Annotated in this window: 14 protein-coding genes; 5 read left to right on the plus strand and 9 right to left on the minus strand. The window is 70.7% G+C overall.

Annotated elements, in window-relative coordinates; translation table 11 throughout:
- Positions 1 to 74 precede the first annotated feature (74 nt).
- The 4 genes from ACFWXC_RS10850 to ACFWXC_RS10865 all read left to right on the plus strand — a co-directional run bounded on the left by ACFWXC_RS10850 (position 75) and on the right by ACFWXC_RS10865 (position 4853).
- Complete coding sequence (locus ACFWXC_RS10850) at positions 75 to 1331, plus strand: citrate/2-methylcitrate synthase (RefSeq protein WP_384476377.1); 1257 nt, start codon at positions 75 to 77, stop codon at positions 1329 to 1331.
- A gap of 80 nt (positions 1332 to 1411) precedes the next feature.
- The gene (locus ACFWXC_RS10855) at positions 1412 to 2356 is read left to right on the plus strand and encodes a sucrase ferredoxin (protein ID WP_384476380.1); all 945 of its coding nucleotides are present in this window, start codon (positions 1412 to 1414) and stop codon (positions 2354 to 2356) included.
- A gap of 164 nt (positions 2357 to 2520) precedes the next feature.
- Entirely contained in the window at positions 2521 to 4176 is a 1656-nt protein-coding gene (locus ACFWXC_RS10860) for an ATP-binding protein (RefSeq protein WP_384476383.1), read from the plus strand.
- A complete protein-coding gene (locus ACFWXC_RS10865) occupies positions 4173 to 4853 on the plus strand; it encodes a response regulator (protein WP_384476386.1) in 681 nt (226 codons plus the stop codon). The genes ACFWXC_RS10860 and ACFWXC_RS10865 overlap by 4 nt, the downstream gene beginning before the upstream one ends.
- An 18-nt stretch (positions 4854 to 4871) precedes the next feature.
- On the opposite strand, the gene ACFWXC_RS10870 is transcribed toward ACFWXC_RS10865, so the two are convergent.
- The 3 genes from ACFWXC_RS10870 to ACFWXC_RS10880 are packed head-to-tail and all read right to left on the minus strand — an operon-like array spanning position 4872 to position 7652.
- Positions 4872 to 5930, minus strand: a complete 1059-nt coding sequence (locus ACFWXC_RS10870) for an ABC transporter substrate-binding protein (RefSeq protein ID WP_384476389.1) — start codon at positions 5928 to 5930, stop codon at positions 4872 to 4874.
- A 53-nt stretch (positions 5931 to 5983) separates the two neighbouring features.
- On the minus strand, positions 5984 to 6847 hold the full coding sequence (locus ACFWXC_RS10875) for an ABC transporter permease (protein WP_384476392.1): 864 nt from the start codon (positions 6845 to 6847) through the stop codon (positions 5984 to 5986).
- Positions 6837 to 7652: an ABC transporter ATP-binding protein gene (locus ACFWXC_RS10880; RefSeq protein ID WP_384476395.1), complete on the minus strand. Its 816-nt coding sequence runs from the start codon at positions 7650 to 7652 to the stop codon at positions 6837 to 6839. Before ACFWXC_RS10880 ends, ACFWXC_RS10875 begins: the two co-directional genes overlap by 11 nt.
- A gap of 158 nt (positions 7653 to 7810) precedes the next feature.
- Between ACFWXC_RS10880 and ACFWXC_RS10885 the strand changes: the two genes are divergently transcribed.
- Positions 7811 to 8503 (plus strand): response regulator, encoded by a 693-nt coding sequence (locus tag ACFWXC_RS10885; protein WP_384476397.1) that lies wholly within the window; start codon positions 7811 to 7813, stop codon positions 8501 to 8503.
- A 15-nt stretch (positions 8504 to 8518) separates the two neighbouring features.
- Here ACFWXC_RS10885 and ACFWXC_RS10890 read toward each other — a convergent pair whose 3' ends face one another.
- From ACFWXC_RS10890 to ACFWXC_RS10915, 6 genes are all read right to left on the minus strand, one after another.
- Positions 8519 to 10111 carry a cation acetate symporter gene (locus ACFWXC_RS10890; protein ID WP_384476400.1) on the minus strand — a complete coding sequence of 531 codons (1593 nt, stop codon included), beginning with the start codon at positions 10109 to 10111 and terminating at the stop codon, positions 8519 to 8521.
- A complete protein-coding gene (locus tag ACFWXC_RS10895) occupies positions 10108 to 10665 on the minus strand; it encodes a DUF485 domain-containing protein (RefSeq protein ID WP_384476403.1) in 558 nt (185 codons plus the stop codon). The genes ACFWXC_RS10890 and ACFWXC_RS10895 overlap by 4 nt, the downstream gene beginning before the upstream one ends.
- A 69-nt stretch (positions 10666 to 10734) precedes the next feature.
- A complete protein-coding gene (locus tag ACFWXC_RS10900) occupies positions 10735 to 11418 on the minus strand; it encodes a response regulator (RefSeq protein WP_384476406.1) in 684 nt (227 codons plus the stop codon).
- Entirely contained in the window at positions 11415 to 12566 is a 1152-nt protein-coding gene (locus ACFWXC_RS10905; RefSeq protein ID WP_384476409.1) for a sensor histidine kinase, read from the minus strand. The genes ACFWXC_RS10900 and ACFWXC_RS10905 overlap by 4 nt, the downstream gene beginning before the upstream one ends.
- The gene (locus ACFWXC_RS10910; protein ID WP_384476412.1) at positions 12563 to 13096 is read right to left on the minus strand and encodes a DUF1453 domain-containing protein; all 534 of its coding nucleotides are present in this window, start codon (positions 13094 to 13096) and stop codon (positions 12563 to 12565) included. The genes ACFWXC_RS10905 and ACFWXC_RS10910 overlap by 4 nt, the downstream gene beginning before the upstream one ends.
- Positions 13097 to 13851: 755 nt before the next feature.
- A complete protein-coding gene (locus tag ACFWXC_RS10915) occupies positions 13852 to 15975 on the minus strand; it encodes a type IIA DNA topoisomerase subunit B (RefSeq protein WP_384476415.1) in 2124 nt (707 codons plus the stop codon).
- Positions 15976 to 16137: the final 162 nt, after the last annotated feature.

The following is a 16137-nucleotide window of genomic DNA, read 5'->3' on the forward strand; positions in this document are numbered from 1 at the left end:
ACTGTCTATGATTGACTAAGAATCTGTCAATATTGATTGAATCACTACATGTCGAAGACGGCTACGGTGACGCCATGCGCGATCAACAACCCGCTCCCGGCAGTCCCGCGCGGCGGCTGAGCACCAAGGAGACCGCCGAACTGCTCGGCGTGAAGCCCGAGACCGTGTACGCCTATGTGAGCCGCGGTCAGCTCAGCAGCAGGCGCGAGCCCGGTGGCCGCGCCAGCACCTTCGACGCCGGCGAGGTGGAGGCGCTCGCCCGGCGCAACAGGCGCGAATCCGCCGGGACTTCTGGCTCCGGCGGGGATCTGTCGGTGCGCACGCGGATCACCCTGATCGAGAAGGACCGCTACTTCTTCCGGGGTGTCGACGCCACCGAACTCGCCGCGCGCCACTCCTACGAGGAGGTGGCCGAGTGGCTGTGGACAGGCCGGATGACCCCGGGCGTGGCCCTGACCGCTCCGGAGGCCACCGTCGCCGTCGCCCGCCGGGCCGTCGACGCGCTGCCGGAGCACACCTCCCCCACCGACCGTCTGCGGGTCGCCACGATCGCCTCGGCCGCCGAGGACCCGCTGCGCTTCGACCTGTCCGAGGACGCCGTCCTCGGCACCGCGCGCGTGCTGATCCCCACGCTGGTCGCGGCGCTGCCGGTACAGCGCGAGCGCCGGCACGACGACGGCCCGCTGGCCCACCGGCTGTGGCGCAGGCTGACCGGCATCGACCCCAGCGACGCGGAGCTGCGTGTGCTGGACACGGCGCTCGCCCTGCTCGTCGACCACGACCTGGCCGCCTCCACGCTGGCGGTCCGGCTCGCCGCCTCCGCACGCGCCCACGCGTACGCGGCCGTGTCGGCCGGGCTCGGTGTCCTCGAAGGCCCCCTGCACGGCGCCTCCAGCGGCCTCGCCCACCGGATGCTGCTCGACGTCCTCGACCAGGGCACCGCCGTCCCGGTGATCGCGGACGAACTCCGCGCGGGCCGCCGTATCCCCGGCCTCGGCCACCGCCTCTACCAGGGCGAGGACCCACGCGCGCGGGTCCTGTTCGGCCTCCTGGAGGAGGTCCCCCGCGCGGAGCCCGCCCTGCTCGCGGCCCGGGACATCGTCGCCACGACCGCCCGGCACGCTCCGCTGCACGCCAACGTCGACCTGGCGCTGGCCGTGTTCACGGCCTCCTGCGGCATGCCCGCCACCGCGGGCGAGACGATCTTCGCGGTCGCCCGAACGGCGGGATGGATCGCGCACGCCCTGGAGGAGTACGGGGAGCGCCCGCTGCGGATGCGTCCCAGCGGTCACTACGTCGGTCCGAAGCCGCCGCAGCCCCTGCCGGAGTAGCCACCCGGGCAGCCCACCGGAGATGCGAACGGGCCGGGGCCGGAAGTCACCCCGGGCGAAGTCAGGTTAGGCTCACCTCTGTGAGTAGGTGCGCAACCGTCTCCCGGATGCTTGACGAGCCCGTTTCCGGCACCGCCGCCACCGCGACGACGTGGCTGCTGCTGGAACAGTCCGGCCCGTGGGGTGCCAAGGCGCTCACTTCGAGCCATCTGGACCCCGCGCTGGGCCGCGCTCTGGAGGCCGCCGCCAAGGGGACCGGCGTACGGATCGCGCTCATCCGCCGCGCCGGCCGGCACGCCGACCCGGGCACGCCCGCCATTCGCCAGGTGTACGCGGCCCACACGGTCCCCGGGAACGTCTGGCTGCACAGCGCCGCCACCCGCGACCCCGGGCGGCTGCTCGGCCTCGACTTCGCCGCACTCGGCGCGGGCGACCACCGTTCGTTCGGTACGGCGCTCGGCGGCCGGCCGCACGCGGGCAGCCCCCTCGCGCTCGTCTGCACCAACGGCAAGCGCGACCGCTGCTGCGCCCTGCTGGGCCGCCCGCTCGCCGCGGAGCTGGCCGCGTCCGGTGTGGAGGGCACTTGGGAGGTCACCCATCTGGGTGGTCATCGTTTCTCGCCGACGGTGCTGGTCCTGCCGTACGGCTACGCGTACGGCCGCGCCGAGGCCCATGCCGTCAAGGAGGTCCTGCACGGCGCTCAGGAGGGCCGCGTGGTGCTGGAGGGGTGCCGTGGGTGCTCCGCCTGGGATCGGCCCGGCCAGGCGGCCGAACTGGCCGTGCGCGAGGCGGCGGGCGAGTACGCGGCAGACGTGCTGAGCGTCGTACGGACCGAGGGCGCGGCCCCGCACTGGGACGTCACCGTCGCCCACACCGACGGCCGCCGCTGGCGGGTCGGCGTGGCCCAGGGAACCTCCCTGCCGCCCCGCGCGGAGAGCTGCGGGGTGTCGGTGCTGGGGTCGCCGGCCCGGATGGACGTGGTGTCGCTGCGAGAACTGCGCACGACGACGGCTCTGGCGAGCTGACGCGACCGCGAAGGGTGAGTTGAGGCGACCGCGAAGGGTGAGCTGAGACGACCGCGAAGGGCGAGCTGACGCGACCCCGACGACGGATTTCCCCAAGAAATAGTCAAGAGATCCACGCCACACCCCCTACGGCCGGGCCCGCACGCCCACGTACCGTCGTGGGTATGAGCCCCACTCCCCCAGCGCGCCGCCTGCGCCTCGGCCTGCCTCGACGGGCGTTCTCGCAGGTCCTGCTGATGCAGGTGGTGATCGCCGCGGGGGTCGCGGTGCTGGCGACCGGGCTCTTCCTGGCACCGCTGAGCAAACAGCTGGACCAGGAGGCGATGCGCCGGGCGCTGGCGATCGCGCAGACCACGGCCCAGGACCCGGGGATCGCCGAGGGTGTCCTCACCACGCAGCCGAGCACGACCGGCCCGGTGCAGCAGGAGGCGGAGCGGATCAGGAAGGCCACCCACGCCGAGTACATCGTGGTGATGGACCTGCGTGGCGTGCGCTGGTCGCACACCACGCTCTCGGAGATCGGCCACCACGTCTCGACCGACCCGAGGCCGGCGCTGGACGGCGAGGACGTCATGCAGATCGACAACGGCACCCTGGGCCGCTCCGCGCGCGGCAAGGTGCCGTTGTACGACTCGCAGCACCGGATCATCGGGGCGGTCTCGGTCGGCATCGCGTACGACAGTGTGCGGGCGCGCCTGCTCAGCGCGATCCCCGGGCTGTTCGCCTACGCCGGCGGCGCTCTGGCGGTCGGTGCGCTGGCCGCCTGGCTGATCTCCCGACGGGTCCAGCGGCAGACCCGCGACCTGGCCTTCTCCGACATCTCGGCGCTGCTCTCGGAGCGCGAGGCCATGCTGCACGGCATCCGGGAGGGCGTCGTCGCCCTCGACCGCGGCGGCCGCATCCGCCTGCTGAACGACGAGGCGAGACGGCTGCTCGGCATCGGCGACGAGGCCGTCGGCCGGTCTCCTGACGAGGCGCTCGGCGAGGGCCGTACGACCGATGTCCTGGCCGGCCGGGTGACCGGCACCGATCTGCTCACCGTACGCGGCCAGCGGGTCCTGGTCGCCAACCGCATGCCCACCGACGACGGCGGCGCCGTCGCCACCCTGCGCGACCGCACCGAACTGGAGCAGCTCGGCCGCGAGCTCGACTCCACGCGCGGGCTGATCGACGCCCTGCGCGCCCAGGACCACGAGCACGCCAACCGTATGCACACCCTGCTCGGGCTGCTGGAACTGGAGATGTACGACGACGCCGTGGACTTCGTCGGAGAGGTGGTGGGCGACCACCGGGTCACCGCCGAGCAGGTCACCGAGAAGATCCACGACCCGCTGCTGGCCGCCCTGCTGGTCGGCAAGGCCACCGTCGCGGCCGAGCGCGGGGTCGCCCTGTGGGTGTCGGACCGCACCCGGCTCCCGGACCGGCTGATCGACCCCAGAGGCCTGGTCACGGTCGTGGGCAATCTCGTGGACAACGCCCTGGACGCGGTCGCCGGCACTCCGCACGCGCGCGTGGAGGTCGAGTTGCGCGCCGAGGGCCGCGCGGTCGTCCTCAGGGTGCGCGACACCGGGCCCGGGATCCCGGCGGAGCAGCGGGAGCTGGTCTTCACCGAGGGGTGGTCCACCAAGAAGCCGCCCGCGCACGGCAAGCGCGGCATCGGACTCTCGCTGGTGCGCCGGCTCGCCGAACGGCAGGGCGGCACCGCGGCCGTGAGTGAGGCGGACGGCGGGGGCGCGCAGTTCACGGTCGCGCTCCCCGAGGCGCTGACCGAGCCGGAGCCGGAACCGGCGCTCGTCCCGGCCGACGAGGAGACACGATGATCGAGGTCCTGGTCGTGGACGACGACACCCGGGTCGCCCGGGTCAACGCCGCCTACGTCGAGAAGGTGCCCGGCTTCCGGGTGGCCGGCGAGGCCCACAACGCGGCAGAGGCGCTGCGCCAGTTGGAGGCGCTGCCCCGTGTCGACCTGGTCCTCATGGACCACTACCTGCCCGACGACACGGGCCTCGCGGTGGTCCAGGAGATGCGCCGGCGCGGCCACCAGACCGACGTGATCATGGTGACGGCGGCCCGGGACGTGTCGACCGTGCAGGCGGCGATGCGGCATGGCGCCCTGCAGTACCTGGTCAAACCGTTCGCGTTCGCGGGACTGCGCGCCAAGCTGGAGGCGTACGCCGAGCTGCGGCGCACCCTGGACGGCGGCGGCGAGGCCGAACAGGCCGAGGTGGACCGCATCTTCGGCGCCCTGTCCACGACGTCCGAGCCGGACCTGCCCAAAGGGCACTCCCCCACCACGGCCGAGCTGGTGCGCCAGTCCCTGATGAACGCCGAGGGCCCGCTGTCGGCCCAGGAGATCGCCGAGCGGACCGGGGTGAGCCGCCAGACCGCCCAGCGCTATCTGAAGCTCCTGGAGCGCACGGGACGGGCCCGGCTGACCCTCAAATACGGCGACGCGGGCCGCCCCGAACACCGTTACGTGTGGGCGACCCGCGGCTGAACGCCTTCGGCCCTGCCGTTACTCGGCGGCCTCGACGAACTCGGTCGTGTACGTCTTGCTGAGGTCGACATCGGCGTTCTGGATGTTCGTGTTGAACGCCTTGAGCACCCTCTCCACGGTCTCCGGGCCGTTCTCGGGCATCACGCCGTCGTCGGTGAACATCGGCAGCGTGCTCTTGATGGACTGCGTGTAGAGAGCCTTGTCGCCCTGGGCGTAGTCGGCGGGCATCTTGGCCGCGATCTCGGCAGCGCTGTGCGTGGACATCCACTTGAGTGTCTTGACGAATGCATTGACCAACTTCTGGACGGTGTCCTTGTGCCCGTTGACCCAGTCCGTCTGCATGTACAGGCTTGACGACGGGTACGGACCGCCGAGCGCCTCCTGGGAGCCCTCCGGTGTCCGCATGTCCAGCAGGACCTTGCCCGCCTTCTTGTCCAGGATGGTCGCCACCGTCGGATCGGTCGTCATGCCGCCGTCGATCGAGCCCTGCTGGAGCGCTGAGATGAAGGTCGCGCCCGCTCCGACGGCGACCGGCGAGAAGTCGCTGACCTTCACCCCGTTCTTGACGGCGAGGTACTTGGTGAGGAAGTCGGTCGACGACCCGAGGCTGGTGATGCCGAGCTTCTTGCCCTTGAAATCCTTGGGCGACTTGATGTCGCCGGCCGCCTTGGTGGAGACGACCTCCACCTCACCGGGCGCGCGCGAGAACTGCACGACGGACTCCACCGCCTTGCCCTTGGTCTGGAGGTCCAGCGTGTGGTCGTAGAAGCCGACCGTCCCCTGGACCTGCCCGGCGACGAGCGCGGTCTCAGCCTGTACGCCGGCGGGCTCGGTCAGCAGCTCCACGTCGAGGCCCTCGGCGTCGAAGTAGCCGAGCCGCTGGGTGAGCATGGCCGGCATGTAGATGACCTTGTCGAGGCCACCGACCATGATCTTGACCTTCGTACCCTTGCCGTCACCCTTGCTGCCGGAGCCGGTGGAGGCGGTGCTCGCCGCGTCGTTGGCGCAGGCGGTGAGGGAGGAGAGGGCGAGCAGGCCGGCGGCGGCCAGGGTGGAGTATCTGGCGGACTTGCGCATGACGGTTCACGTCCTTGTGAGAGGGCGGTGCGGGGAGAAGCCGAGGGGGGTGGTCAGCTGTCGGAGTCCGACGGCTTCCAGCGGAAGATGCGGCGCTCGGCGAAGGTGAGCAGGCCTTCGGCGGCGAGCGCGACGACGGCGAGGATGACCATCGCGGCGTACACACCGGCCGCGTTGAAGGTGCCCTGCGACTGCGCGACGAGCAGGCCGATGCCCTTGGTGGCGCCGATGTACTCGCCGACGATGGCGCCGATGAGGGCGAAGCCGAAGCTGACGTGGAGGCTGGTGAAGATCCAGGAGGTGGCGGACGGGATGACGACCTGGAGGGTCACCCTGCGGTCGCTGGCACCGAGGATCCGGGCGTTGGCGACCAGGTTGCGGTCGACCTCACGGGCACCCTGGAAGGCGTTGAAGAACACCGGGAAGAACACCAGTACGACGGCGGACGCGACCTTGGAGGAGGCCCCGAGCCCGAACCAGATCACGAAGATCGGGGCGAGCACGATCCGGGGGATCGAGTTGAGCACCTTGATGTAGGGACCGAGGACATCGGCGAGGAAGGCGATCCGGCCCAGGGCGATACCGCAGACCACACCGGCGATGACACCGATGACCCAGCCGAGCAGCGCCTCGTAGAGCGTGTACCAGATCTGCTCGCCCAGGGAACCCAGGGCGGTGCCGTGGGTCACCCAGGTCCAGATCTGGTCCCAGATCTTGGAGGGCATCGAGAAGTTGAACGGGTCGATGACCTCGGCCCGGGACAGGACCTCCCAGAGACCGAGCACCGCCACCAGGAGCAGGACGCGCACGGCGAACACGATCGCCTTGCGTCTGCGGGCGGCCTGGGCCCGCGACTGGGCGCGGTCCGGGGTCTTGGCCGTGTCGACGACCGGTGTGCTGAGGACGTCAGGCGACATGAGCGGCGCCCCTCTCACGGGTGATGCGGACCTCTTCGCCGAGGGACTCCCAGATCTCGCGGTAGATCTCGATGAACCGCGGCTCCAGACGCACCGACTCGACCTTGCGGGGACGGGGCAGGTCGATCTCGAAGACCTGCTTGACGGTCGCCGGCCCGGCGGTCATGACGACGACCCTGTCGGCCAGCGCGATGGACTCCTCCAGGTCGTGGGTGACGAAGACGACCGAGGCGCCCATGCCCTCCCACAGCTCCAGCAGCTCGTCCGACATCAGGGCCCGGGTCTGCACGTCGAGCGCGGAGAACGGCTCGTCCATGAGCAGGATCTCGGGGTCGTTGACGAAGGTCGCGGCGAGCGCCACGCGCTTGCGCTGCCCGCCGGAGAGCTGGTGCGGGTAACGGTCCTCGAAGGCGGCGAGACCGACCCGGGCCAGCCATTCGCGGGCCTTCTCCCTGGCCTCCGCCTTGGGCACGCCCCGGAAGCGGGGGCCGGCCATCACGTTGGACAGCACGGTCCGCCAGGGGAAGGTGGCGTCCTGCTGGAAGACGAAGCCGACCTTGTCGCCGACACCGGCCACCGGCTCACCGGCCACCAGCACCTCGCCCTGGCTGGGCTCCTCCAACCCGCTGACCAGCGTCAGCGTGGTGGACTTGCCACAACCCGTCGGTCCTACGACGGCCACGAACTCGCCGCGCCCGACCGTGAGGTCAAGGCCCCGGACGGCCGTGTGCAGACCCCCCGACGGGGTCCTGAAGGTCTTGCTCGCGCCCCGCAGCTCGATGGCGGGGCTGGTGTCTGCGCTCATGGGCCGGGACGGTAGGTGTGGCCCGGACCACAGCAGCAGTCTTCTGGGCGCAAGCCGTTCTTTTGCTCGCAAGCATCTGTTGTGCTCTTTTTGCTCGCGCTACAACTGCGGAGCCGAAACACGGGCTTAACGCTCGCCGGCCTTGAAGGAGAGGCCTGATGATTGACGTCCTGGTGGTCGACGACGACTTCCGCGTCGCTGAGATAAACGCCAAGTACGTGGGGAAGGTTCCCGGCTTCCGGGTGGCCGCCCGCGCGCACAGCGCCGCCCAGGCCCTGGCCGCCGTGAACCGCGGCACCATCGACCTGGTCCTGCTGGACCACTACCTGCCGGACCAGACCGGCCTCGAACTCGTCCACCGGATGCGGGAACAGGGCCATGGCACCGACGTCATCATGATCACGGCCGCCAGCGATGTGACCACCGTCCAGAAGGCCATGCGCCTGGGCGCCCTGCACTACCTGGTCAAGCCGTTCACCTTCGCCGCCCTGCGCACCCGCCTCGACTCCTACGCGGCCCTGCGCCGCACCGTCGACCGGGTCGGCGGCCGGGGCCTGACGGGCCAGGAGCAGGTCGACCGGATCTTCGGCGCCCTGCGCACCTCACCGGCACCGTCCGCGCCCGGCCTGCCCAGCGGCCAGTCCGAACCCACGACGGACCTCATCTGCGGCGTCCTGCACCGCGCCGACCATCCGCTCTCCGCCCACGAGGTCGCCGCCGAGACCGGCCTCAGCCGCTCCACCGCCCAGCGCTACCTCCGCCATCTGGAACAGGCGGGCCGGCTCCACCTCTCCCTGAAGTACGGCGACACGGGCCGCCCGGAACACCGGTACGCCTGGGTGGCGCCGTAGCGGCTCCGAGGCGGATCAGACGGCCCCCGCCCCGGTCAGCGACCGCACCTCGGTCTCCGCGTGCTTGGCCTCGTCCGGGACCTCGTCCGAGGTGACGGTGCCCAGCCAGCCGGCGAGGAAGCCCAGCGGAATGGAGACGATCCCCGGGTTCTGCAACGGGAAGTACTGGAAGTCCACGCCCGGGAACAGCGCGCCCGGGCTTCCCGACACCACCGGCGACAGCACCACCAGTGCCAGCGCCGGAACCAGCCCGCCGTATACGGCCCATACCGCGCCGCGGGTCGTGAAATCCCGCCAGAACAGCGAGTACAGCAGCGCGGGCAGGTTCGCGGAAGCGGCCACCGCGAAGGCCAGCCCCACCAGGAAGGCGACGTTCATGTCACGGGCCAGCAGGCCGAGGGCGATCGCCACCACCCCGATGCCGACCGCGGCCGTGCGCGCCACCGCCACCTCGCTGCGCTGCTTGGCGTGCGGCCTGCGCAGCGAGGCGTACAGGTCATGGGCGACGGAGGCCGAGGAGGCGAGGGTGATCCCGGCGACCACCGCGAGGATCGTCGCGAAGGCGACGGCCGCGACCACGGCGAACAGAACCGTTCCGCCTGTGGAGCCCGCGCCACCGCCCAGGTCGAGTGCCAGCAGCGGAACGGCCGTGTTCCCCGACGCGTTCGACGCGCGCACCGCGTCCGGTCCGACGAGGGCCGCCGCCCCGAAGCCGAGCACGATCGTCATCAGGTAGAAGCCGCCGATCAGCCCGATCGACCAGACCGCCGAACGCCGTGCCGCCCGCGCCGTGGGCACCGTGTAGAAACGGGACAGGATGTGCGGCAGCCCCGCCGTCCCCAGCACCAGCGCCAGCCCCAGGCTGATGAAGTCCAGCCGCGCGCTCCAGCTGCCGCCGTACTTGAGGCCCGGCGCCAGGAACGCCTGCCCGTGTCCGCTGTGGTCGGCTGCCGTGAGCAGCAAGCGGTCGATGTCTCCGTGGAACCGCAACAGCACCATTACGGTCAGCACCATCGTCCCGCTGAGCAGCAGGACCGCCTTCACGATCTGGATCCAGGTGGTCGCCCGCATCCCTCCCAACGACACATAGATCACCATCAGCGCGCCGACCCCGATGACCGTCCACGCCTGCGCGGCCTGGCTCGTCCGCCCCAGCAGCAGCGCCACCAGGCTGCCCGCTCCGACCATTTGCGCCACCAAATAGAGAACGGACACGGTGATCGAGGAAGTTCCCACCGCAATCCGCACCGGCCGCTCCCGCATCCGCGCCGCGATCACATCGGCGAGCGTGAACCGCCCGCAGTTGCGCACCAGTTCGGCCACCAGGAACAGCACCACCAGCCAGGCGACCAGGAAGCCCACCACGTACAGCAGCCCGTCGTAGCCGAAGAGCGCGATGAGCCCGGTCACCCCCAGGAAGGAGGCCGCCGACATGTAGTCGCCCGCGATGGCAAAACCATTCTCCATCGGAGAGAAGAGCCGCCCGCCGACGTAGAACTCCTCCGCCGAACCGTGCCGTCTCCGGCTCACCCACGTCGTGATCCCGAGCGTCACCGCGACGAACGCGCTGAACAGCAGCAACGCCAGCGTCTGATGATGCCCCGTCATGACTCACCACCCCGAGCGCCCCGGGTCAGCTCCTGGGTGTCCCAGCGCAGCTCCAGCGCGGCACGGTCCCTGCGCAACCGCGCGTGCCGGGCGTAGGCCCAGGCGAGCAGGAACGTGGTGAGGAACTGCCCGAGTCCCGCGACCATCGCCACGTTCACCGCCCCCGCCACCGGCCTGGCCATGAACCCCGGCGCGGTCGTCGCGGTCACCACGTACCCCACGTACCAGGTGAGGAAGACGGCGACTCCCGGCACCACGAACCTCCGGTAGCGGCTGCGTACCTCCTGGAAGGCCGCGCTGCGCTGCACCTCCAGATACACGTCACGGGCGCGAACGGCCGCCCCCTCCCACTCCGTTCGCGCGGCCGGTACGGCGGGCGCCGGCACCCCGGTGCCGTGCAGCTCGCCCCAGCCGGAGGCCAGTGCGTCGTACCAGGGGTCCTCGTACCCGACTTCTCGGGAGGCCGAGCCGTACTCGCCCTGGTCCTCGTGCTTGTCGGCCGAACTCTCGGGACCGCCCCCGCCGTCGCGGTGGCGACCGTTGCTTGACTGCATGCCCAAGGATGGACAGACCGGGAAGATCCCCGACACTTCTTCCCGCGGCTCTTCACCCCATCAGGTGACTCAATCCGCTGGTGGCCGTACCAATCCCTTCCCATAGGCGTAACGAACCGCCTGGGCCCGGTCCTTGAGCCCCGTCTTGGCGAACAGGTTGTTGATGTGTGTCTTCACGGTCGCGGTGGAGACATGCAGCCGACGGGCGATCTCCTGGTTGGTGAGCCCCTCGGCGATCAGCACCAGAACCTCGGTCTCCCGCGCGGTCAGCCCGTCGGGCGCTTCGGTGGCCACGGGCGCCGGCTCGGGCTGCGACAGCCTTTCCAGCAACCGTCGTTGGATGCTCGGCGACAGTCCCGCGTCTCCGGAGAGCACGCTCTGCACCGCCCGCACGATCTCGTCGCCGCCCGCGTCCTTGGTGAGGTAGCCACGGGCACCGGCTCTCAGCGCCGGGAACAGCGACTCGTCGTCCGCGAACGTGGTGAGGACCACGACCTGAGTCCCCGGGTACTCCGACCGGATCCGCCGGGTCGCCTCCACACCGTCGCAGCGGGGCATCCGCAGGTCCATCAGCACCACGTCCGGAGCGAGTTCGGCGACCAGTCGCACTGCCTCCTCCCCGTCCCCCGCCGCTCCCACGACCTCCACACCGGGCAGCAGGCCGAGGAGCATCACGATGCCCTCCCTGACCACTGTCTGGTCGTCGGCGACCACCACCCGCGCGGGCTTCTTCTCCGCCTCCGTCTCCGTCATACGGGCACCCTCAACGTCACCTCGAAGCCCTCGTCGTCACGCCCTGCCACCAGCGACCCGCCCAGCAACTCGGCCCGCTCCCGCATACCCAGCAGACCGTACCCGCCGCCGGCGTCGGCGAGTTCGCCGGGACGACCACCCGAGTCCCTCACGTTCAGGGTCACTTCGTGCTCCTGGTAGTCCAGCCGTACCTGAACCTTGGCGCCGTAGGCGTGCTTGCGGACGTTCGTCAGCGCCTCCTGGGCGACTCGTCGCACGGTCTGCGAAGCCTCCGCGCGCAGGGCCCTGCGCGCACCCGTGACGGTTACCTCGGCGCCGTCGGTCGAAGCGACGATCTCCGTGAGGAACTCCTCCAGCGGGGTCAGCTCGCCGCGCAGGGCGGACAGGGCCTGGCGGGTCTCGGCGAGTCCGTCCCGGGCCATACCCCGGGCGGCCACCACCCGTTCGAGGATCTGCTCCCGGTCGGCTCCGCGCTCGATCAGCAGCCGCGCCGCCTCCAGGTGCACCATCTGGGCCGAGAGGCTGTGGGCCAGCACATCGTGGATCTCCCGCGCGATCCTGGCCCGCTCCGCCAGCGCCGCCGACTCCGCCTCGGCCGCTCTCGCCGCGCGCTCCTGGGCCAGCAGCCGCTGAGCGTGGCCCCGGGCCTCGGCATCGAGTCTCATCACGTACCCGGCGAGTGCCAGTCCGACGACGGTGGCCGCGGTGGTCAGCCACACGTCGTTGTTGAACGCGGAGTACGAGGCCAGGGCCACAGACGTGACGGGCACCGCGACCGCGATCGGCAGCCGCTCCAGGGCGGAGATGCCGCAGCCGCACCAGATCACGAGGGCCGGTCCCCGGAATCCGTTGACCTCCGCCGCGACCGCGACGGCCAGGAGGACGCCGATGAGGAGCAGGGCTGGCACGAGCCGGTGGGCGTAGGTGGTCCGGTAGAAGCCCCAGGACGCCACGGCGGTCACGACGACACCCGCCACGGCCGCGGCCATGTTCCAGCCGTGGACGTGCGACTGGCTGAAGGCGCCCCACAGCAGCAGGGCGAGGATCACCAGTCGCACGGCCCAGGCGAGCATGCGCCGGGGCCGGGAGACCCCCGCGCGGCTCAGCGCCTCACGCGAGGGCCAGCGCGTCCAGACGTTCTCCGTCACACGCCTTCCTTCCTGGTGACCCGGGCCATGCCGTCACCGTACGCCCGGGTGGGTCCGCCCGCGGGCGGGGCGGAGGGGAGCGACTGCGCACGCCAGACGAGGATGCCGGCGCGAACCAGCAGGGTGACCGCCAGTCCGAGCATGAGGGCCGAGCTGTCCTGATGGACGCCGGCGAGAGCGCTGAGGGCGACGAGACCGACGCGCACGGCTATCCCGACGAACCAGACGGCCGCGCTGGCCTTGGTGCTCTTGGTCCAGACGACCCCGTCGGGCTCCGTCCACACCCGGGTGGTCCAGGCCCAGGCGGCACCCGTCCCGAGTCCCACCAGCATCTCGGTGCCGAGTAGCAAAGCGGATTCCGTGCGGTGATGGGCATCGAGTATGCCGGGTTCGCGCAGCGCGACGACCGCGAGGATCACCGGCAGCAGCCACCAGCGCCGACCGGTGTCGATCGGGCGGGCGCGGAACTGGCGCACGATCACCACGACGACGACTGCCGCAATCAGCAACGCGTTGACGAGCCCGGCCATCAGAGCCTCCGTGAGCGGGAAGGGGCGGTGGGTGCCGGGAGCGGGAGCCGCCGACACCCCCGACGCTACGGAAATGCGCAGGTCAGCAGATCGGAGCGTGGGTGGATCACGGGTGGAATCCGACGAGCGGGTTCTCTCCACCCCCGGGTGGAGAACCGTGCGCGGGGCTGCGCGGACCGCTACCGCGTGGCCGTCGGCGGGCGTCATGTCGGAGGGCGCCGACGGGCTGGCGGGGACGGGTGGGCGACGAGAGACAGGCGCCTGCCGATCTCCGCCGGCAGGCAGCAGGCGGCAGGCGGCAGGCGGCAGGCGGCAGGCGGCAGGCGGCAGGCGGCAGGCAATGAATATCCGACCGGGCGGTGTCTCGTGAAACAGCCGGTCGGTGACTCGTGGAACGGTTGGTCGGTGACCAGTGGACCGGTTGGCGGATATCTCCCAGGTCATGCCGAGGAGCGCCCTCGGCCGAGGGGCCAGGGTGCGTGCGCACCCTGTCGGCCAGTCACCGGAACACGGGCGGGGCAGTCGGGCGGGTACCCGTTGAGGCACGGTCAGCACGCATGCTCACCACCCGCCCAGCCTCACCACCGCCCGGCTCCACACCATCGCGCGACCCACCGCCGCCCAGGCCGCCCCGCCCAACTCTCCGCCGCCGCCCTTCAGCACCGCCCACCGGCACCGGCATCGGCATCGGCATCGGCACCCACCTTGACCGGCGCCCAGCTCACCGCCCCGTCGGCCAAGGCCCGGCGCAGCGGCTACGCGTCGATGCGCGACCGGTCCAGCGTCGCCGCCGAGCCGGAGATGAACTCCTTTCGGGGGGCCACGTCGTTGCCCATCAGCAGGTCGAAGACCTGCTCCGCCGCTTCGAGGTCGGAGAGGTTGATCCGGCGCAGGGTGCGGTGGCGCGGGTCCATGGTCGTCTCGGCCAGCTGGTCGGCGTCCATCTCGCCGAGACCCTTGTAGCGCTGGATGGAGTCCTTGTACCGGACGCCCTTGCTCTGGAACTCCATGAGCTTGTCGCGCAGCTCACGGTCCGAGTACGTGTACACGTACTTGTCCTGGCCCTTCTTGGGCTGGACGATCTCGATGCGGTGCAGCGGCGGCACCGCCGCGAAGACCCGGCCGGCCTCGACCATGGGCCGCATGTAGCGCTGGAACAGCGTCAGCAGCAGGCAGCGGATGTGGGAACCGTCGACATCGGCATCGGTCATCATGATGATCTTGCCGTAGCGGGCCGCGTCGATGTCGAAAGTGCGGCCGGAACCCGCCCCTATGACCTGGATGATCGCACCGCACTCGGCGTTCTTGAGCATGTCCGTCACCGAGGACCGCTGCACGTTGAGGATCTTGCCCCGGATCGGCAGCAGCGCCTGGAACTCCGAGTTCCGGGCCAGCTTCGCCGTACCGAGCGCGGAGTCTCCCTCAACGATGAAGAGCTCACTGCGCTCGACGTCGTCGCTACGGCAGTCGGCGAGCTTGGCCGGCAGGGACGAGGACTCCAGGGCGGTCTTCCGGCGCTGTGCGTCCTTGTGCTGGCGGGCGGCGATGCGGGTCCGCGCGGCGGCGACCACCTTCTCCATGACCACGCGGGCCTGGGCGGCCGCGTCCCGCTTGGTGGAGGTGAGGAACGCCTTCAGTTCCTTGGTGACCACGTTGTTCACGATCCGGCGGGCCGCCGAGGTGCCGAGGACCTCCTTGGTCTGGCCCTCGAACTGCGGCTCGGCGAGACGGACGGTGACGACGGCGGTGAGGCCCTCCAGGGCGTCGTCCTTGACGATGTCGTCCTCGGCGACGCGGAGCAGCTTCTTGGCGCGCAGCACCTCGTTGAGGGTCTCGCGGACGGCCTGCTCGAAGCCGGCCATGTGGGTGCCGCCCTTGGGCGTGGCGATGATGTTGACGAACGACCTCACGGTCGTGTCGTAACCGGTGCCCCAGCGCAGCGCCACGTCGACCCCGAGTTCACGGGTGACCTCGGTGGGGGTCATCTGGCCGTGGTCGTCCAGGACCGGGACAGTCTCCTTGAAGGTGCCCTGTCCGGAGAAACGGAGGACGTCGCAGACCGGCTTGTCGGTGGCCAAATACTCACAGAACTCGCTGATGCCACCGTCGAAGCGGAAGGACTCCTCGCCCTTGCTGCCGTCCGGGCCGAGGCCGTACTCGTCACGGACGACGATCGTCAGGCCAGGCACCAGGAAGGCGGTCTGGCGGGCCCGCTGGTGGAGGGTCTCCAGAGTGAGCTTGGCGTCCTTGAGGAAGATCTGGCGGTCGGCCCAGTAACGCACGCGCGTGCCGCTGCGGGTCCTGGGGATCTTCTTGGTCTTGCGCAGCCCGCTCTTGGCCTCGAACTTCGCGTCCGGGCCGTCACCTGCGAAGGCACCCGGGACACCGCGGCGGAAGCTGATCGCGTGCACATGGCCGCCGCGGTCCACCTCGACGTCGAGCCGCGCGGAGAGCGCGTTGACCACCGAGGCGCCGACGCCGTGCAGGCCGCCGGAGGCCGCGTAGGAGCCGCCGCCGAACTTGCCGCCGGCGTGCAGCTTGGTCATCACGACCTCGACGCCGGACAGCCCGGTCTTGGGCTCGACGTCCACGGGGATCCCGCGGCCGTTGTCCCGGACCTCGACGGAGCCGTCGTCGTGGAGGATGACCTCGATGTGGTCGCCGTAGCCGCCCAGGGCCTCGTCCACGGCGTTGTCGATGATCTCCCACAGGCAGTGCATCAGGCCGCGACTGTCGGTCGAGCCGATGTACATACCGGGGCGCTTGCGCACTGCTTCGAGGCCCTCGAGGACGAGCAGGTGCCGCGCGGTGTAGTTGGAGCCGTCCCGGTCTGCTCCTGCCAGCAGCGCTGTGGACGGCACGGACGTATCGGCGGTCACGCGGTTCGCTCCTCGCTGAATTTCAGTGGAGCCCCTTTTGGGTAAGGGGCCGGCTTCGGTCGCCGTTCAGAGGGTACCGAGGCCTGGTAGAGCCGTTGTAACGCCACCCTCGTCGTGAACTCACACTAGTCCACGGTCGTATGCGTGTTCGATCCCTCGATG

The sequence above is a fragment of the Streptomyces sp. NPDC058683 genome (assembly GCF_042716195.1).
Classification (GTDB): Bacteria; Actinomycetota; Actinomycetes; order Streptomycetales; family Streptomycetaceae; genus Streptomyces.

Excerpts from the sequence above, each read along its gene's own strand:
- ACFWXC_RS10865 (WP_384476386.1), top strand. The coding sequence starts at position 4,173 with ATGATCGAGGTCCTGGTCGTGGACGACGACACCCGGGTCGCCCGGGTC.
- ACFWXC_RS10860 (WP_384476383.1), top strand. The coding sequence starts at position 2,521 with ATGAGCCCCACTCCCCCAGCGCGCCGCCTGCGCCTCGGCCTGCCTCGA.
- ACFWXC_RS10890 (WP_384476400.1), bottom strand. The coding sequence starts at position 10,111 with ATGACGGGGCATCATCAGACGCTGGCGTTGCTGCTGTTCAGCGCGTTC.
- ACFWXC_RS10880 (WP_384476395.1), bottom strand. The coding sequence starts at position 7,652 with ATGAGCGCAGACACCAGCCCCGCCATCGAGCTGCGGGGCGCGAGCAAG.
- ACFWXC_RS10900 (WP_384476406.1), bottom strand. The coding sequence starts at position 11,418 with ATGACGGAGACGGAGGCGGAGAAGAAGCCCGCGCGGGTGGTGGTCGCC.
- ACFWXC_RS10875 (WP_384476392.1), bottom strand. The coding sequence starts at position 6,847 with ATGTCGCCTGACGTCCTCAGCACACCGGTCGTCGACACGGCCAAGACC.
- ACFWXC_RS10895 (WP_384476403.1), bottom strand. The coding sequence starts at position 10,665 with ATGCAGTCAAGCAACGGTCGCCACCGCGACGGCGGGGGCGGTCCCGAG.
- ACFWXC_RS10850 (WP_384476377.1), top strand. The coding sequence starts at position 75 with ATGCGCGATCAACAACCCGCTCCCGGCAGTCCCGCGCGGCGGCTGAGC.
- ACFWXC_RS10885 (WP_384476397.1), top strand. The coding sequence starts at position 7,811 with ATGATTGACGTCCTGGTGGTCGACGACGACTTCCGCGTCGCTGAGATA.
- ACFWXC_RS10870 (WP_384476389.1), bottom strand. The coding sequence starts at position 5,930 with ATGCGCAAGTCCGCCAGATACTCCACCCTGGCCGCCGCCGGCCTGCTC.
- ACFWXC_RS10910 (WP_384476412.1), bottom strand. The coding sequence starts at position 13,096 with ATGGCCGGGCTCGTCAACGCGTTGCTGATTGCGGCAGTCGTCGTCGTG.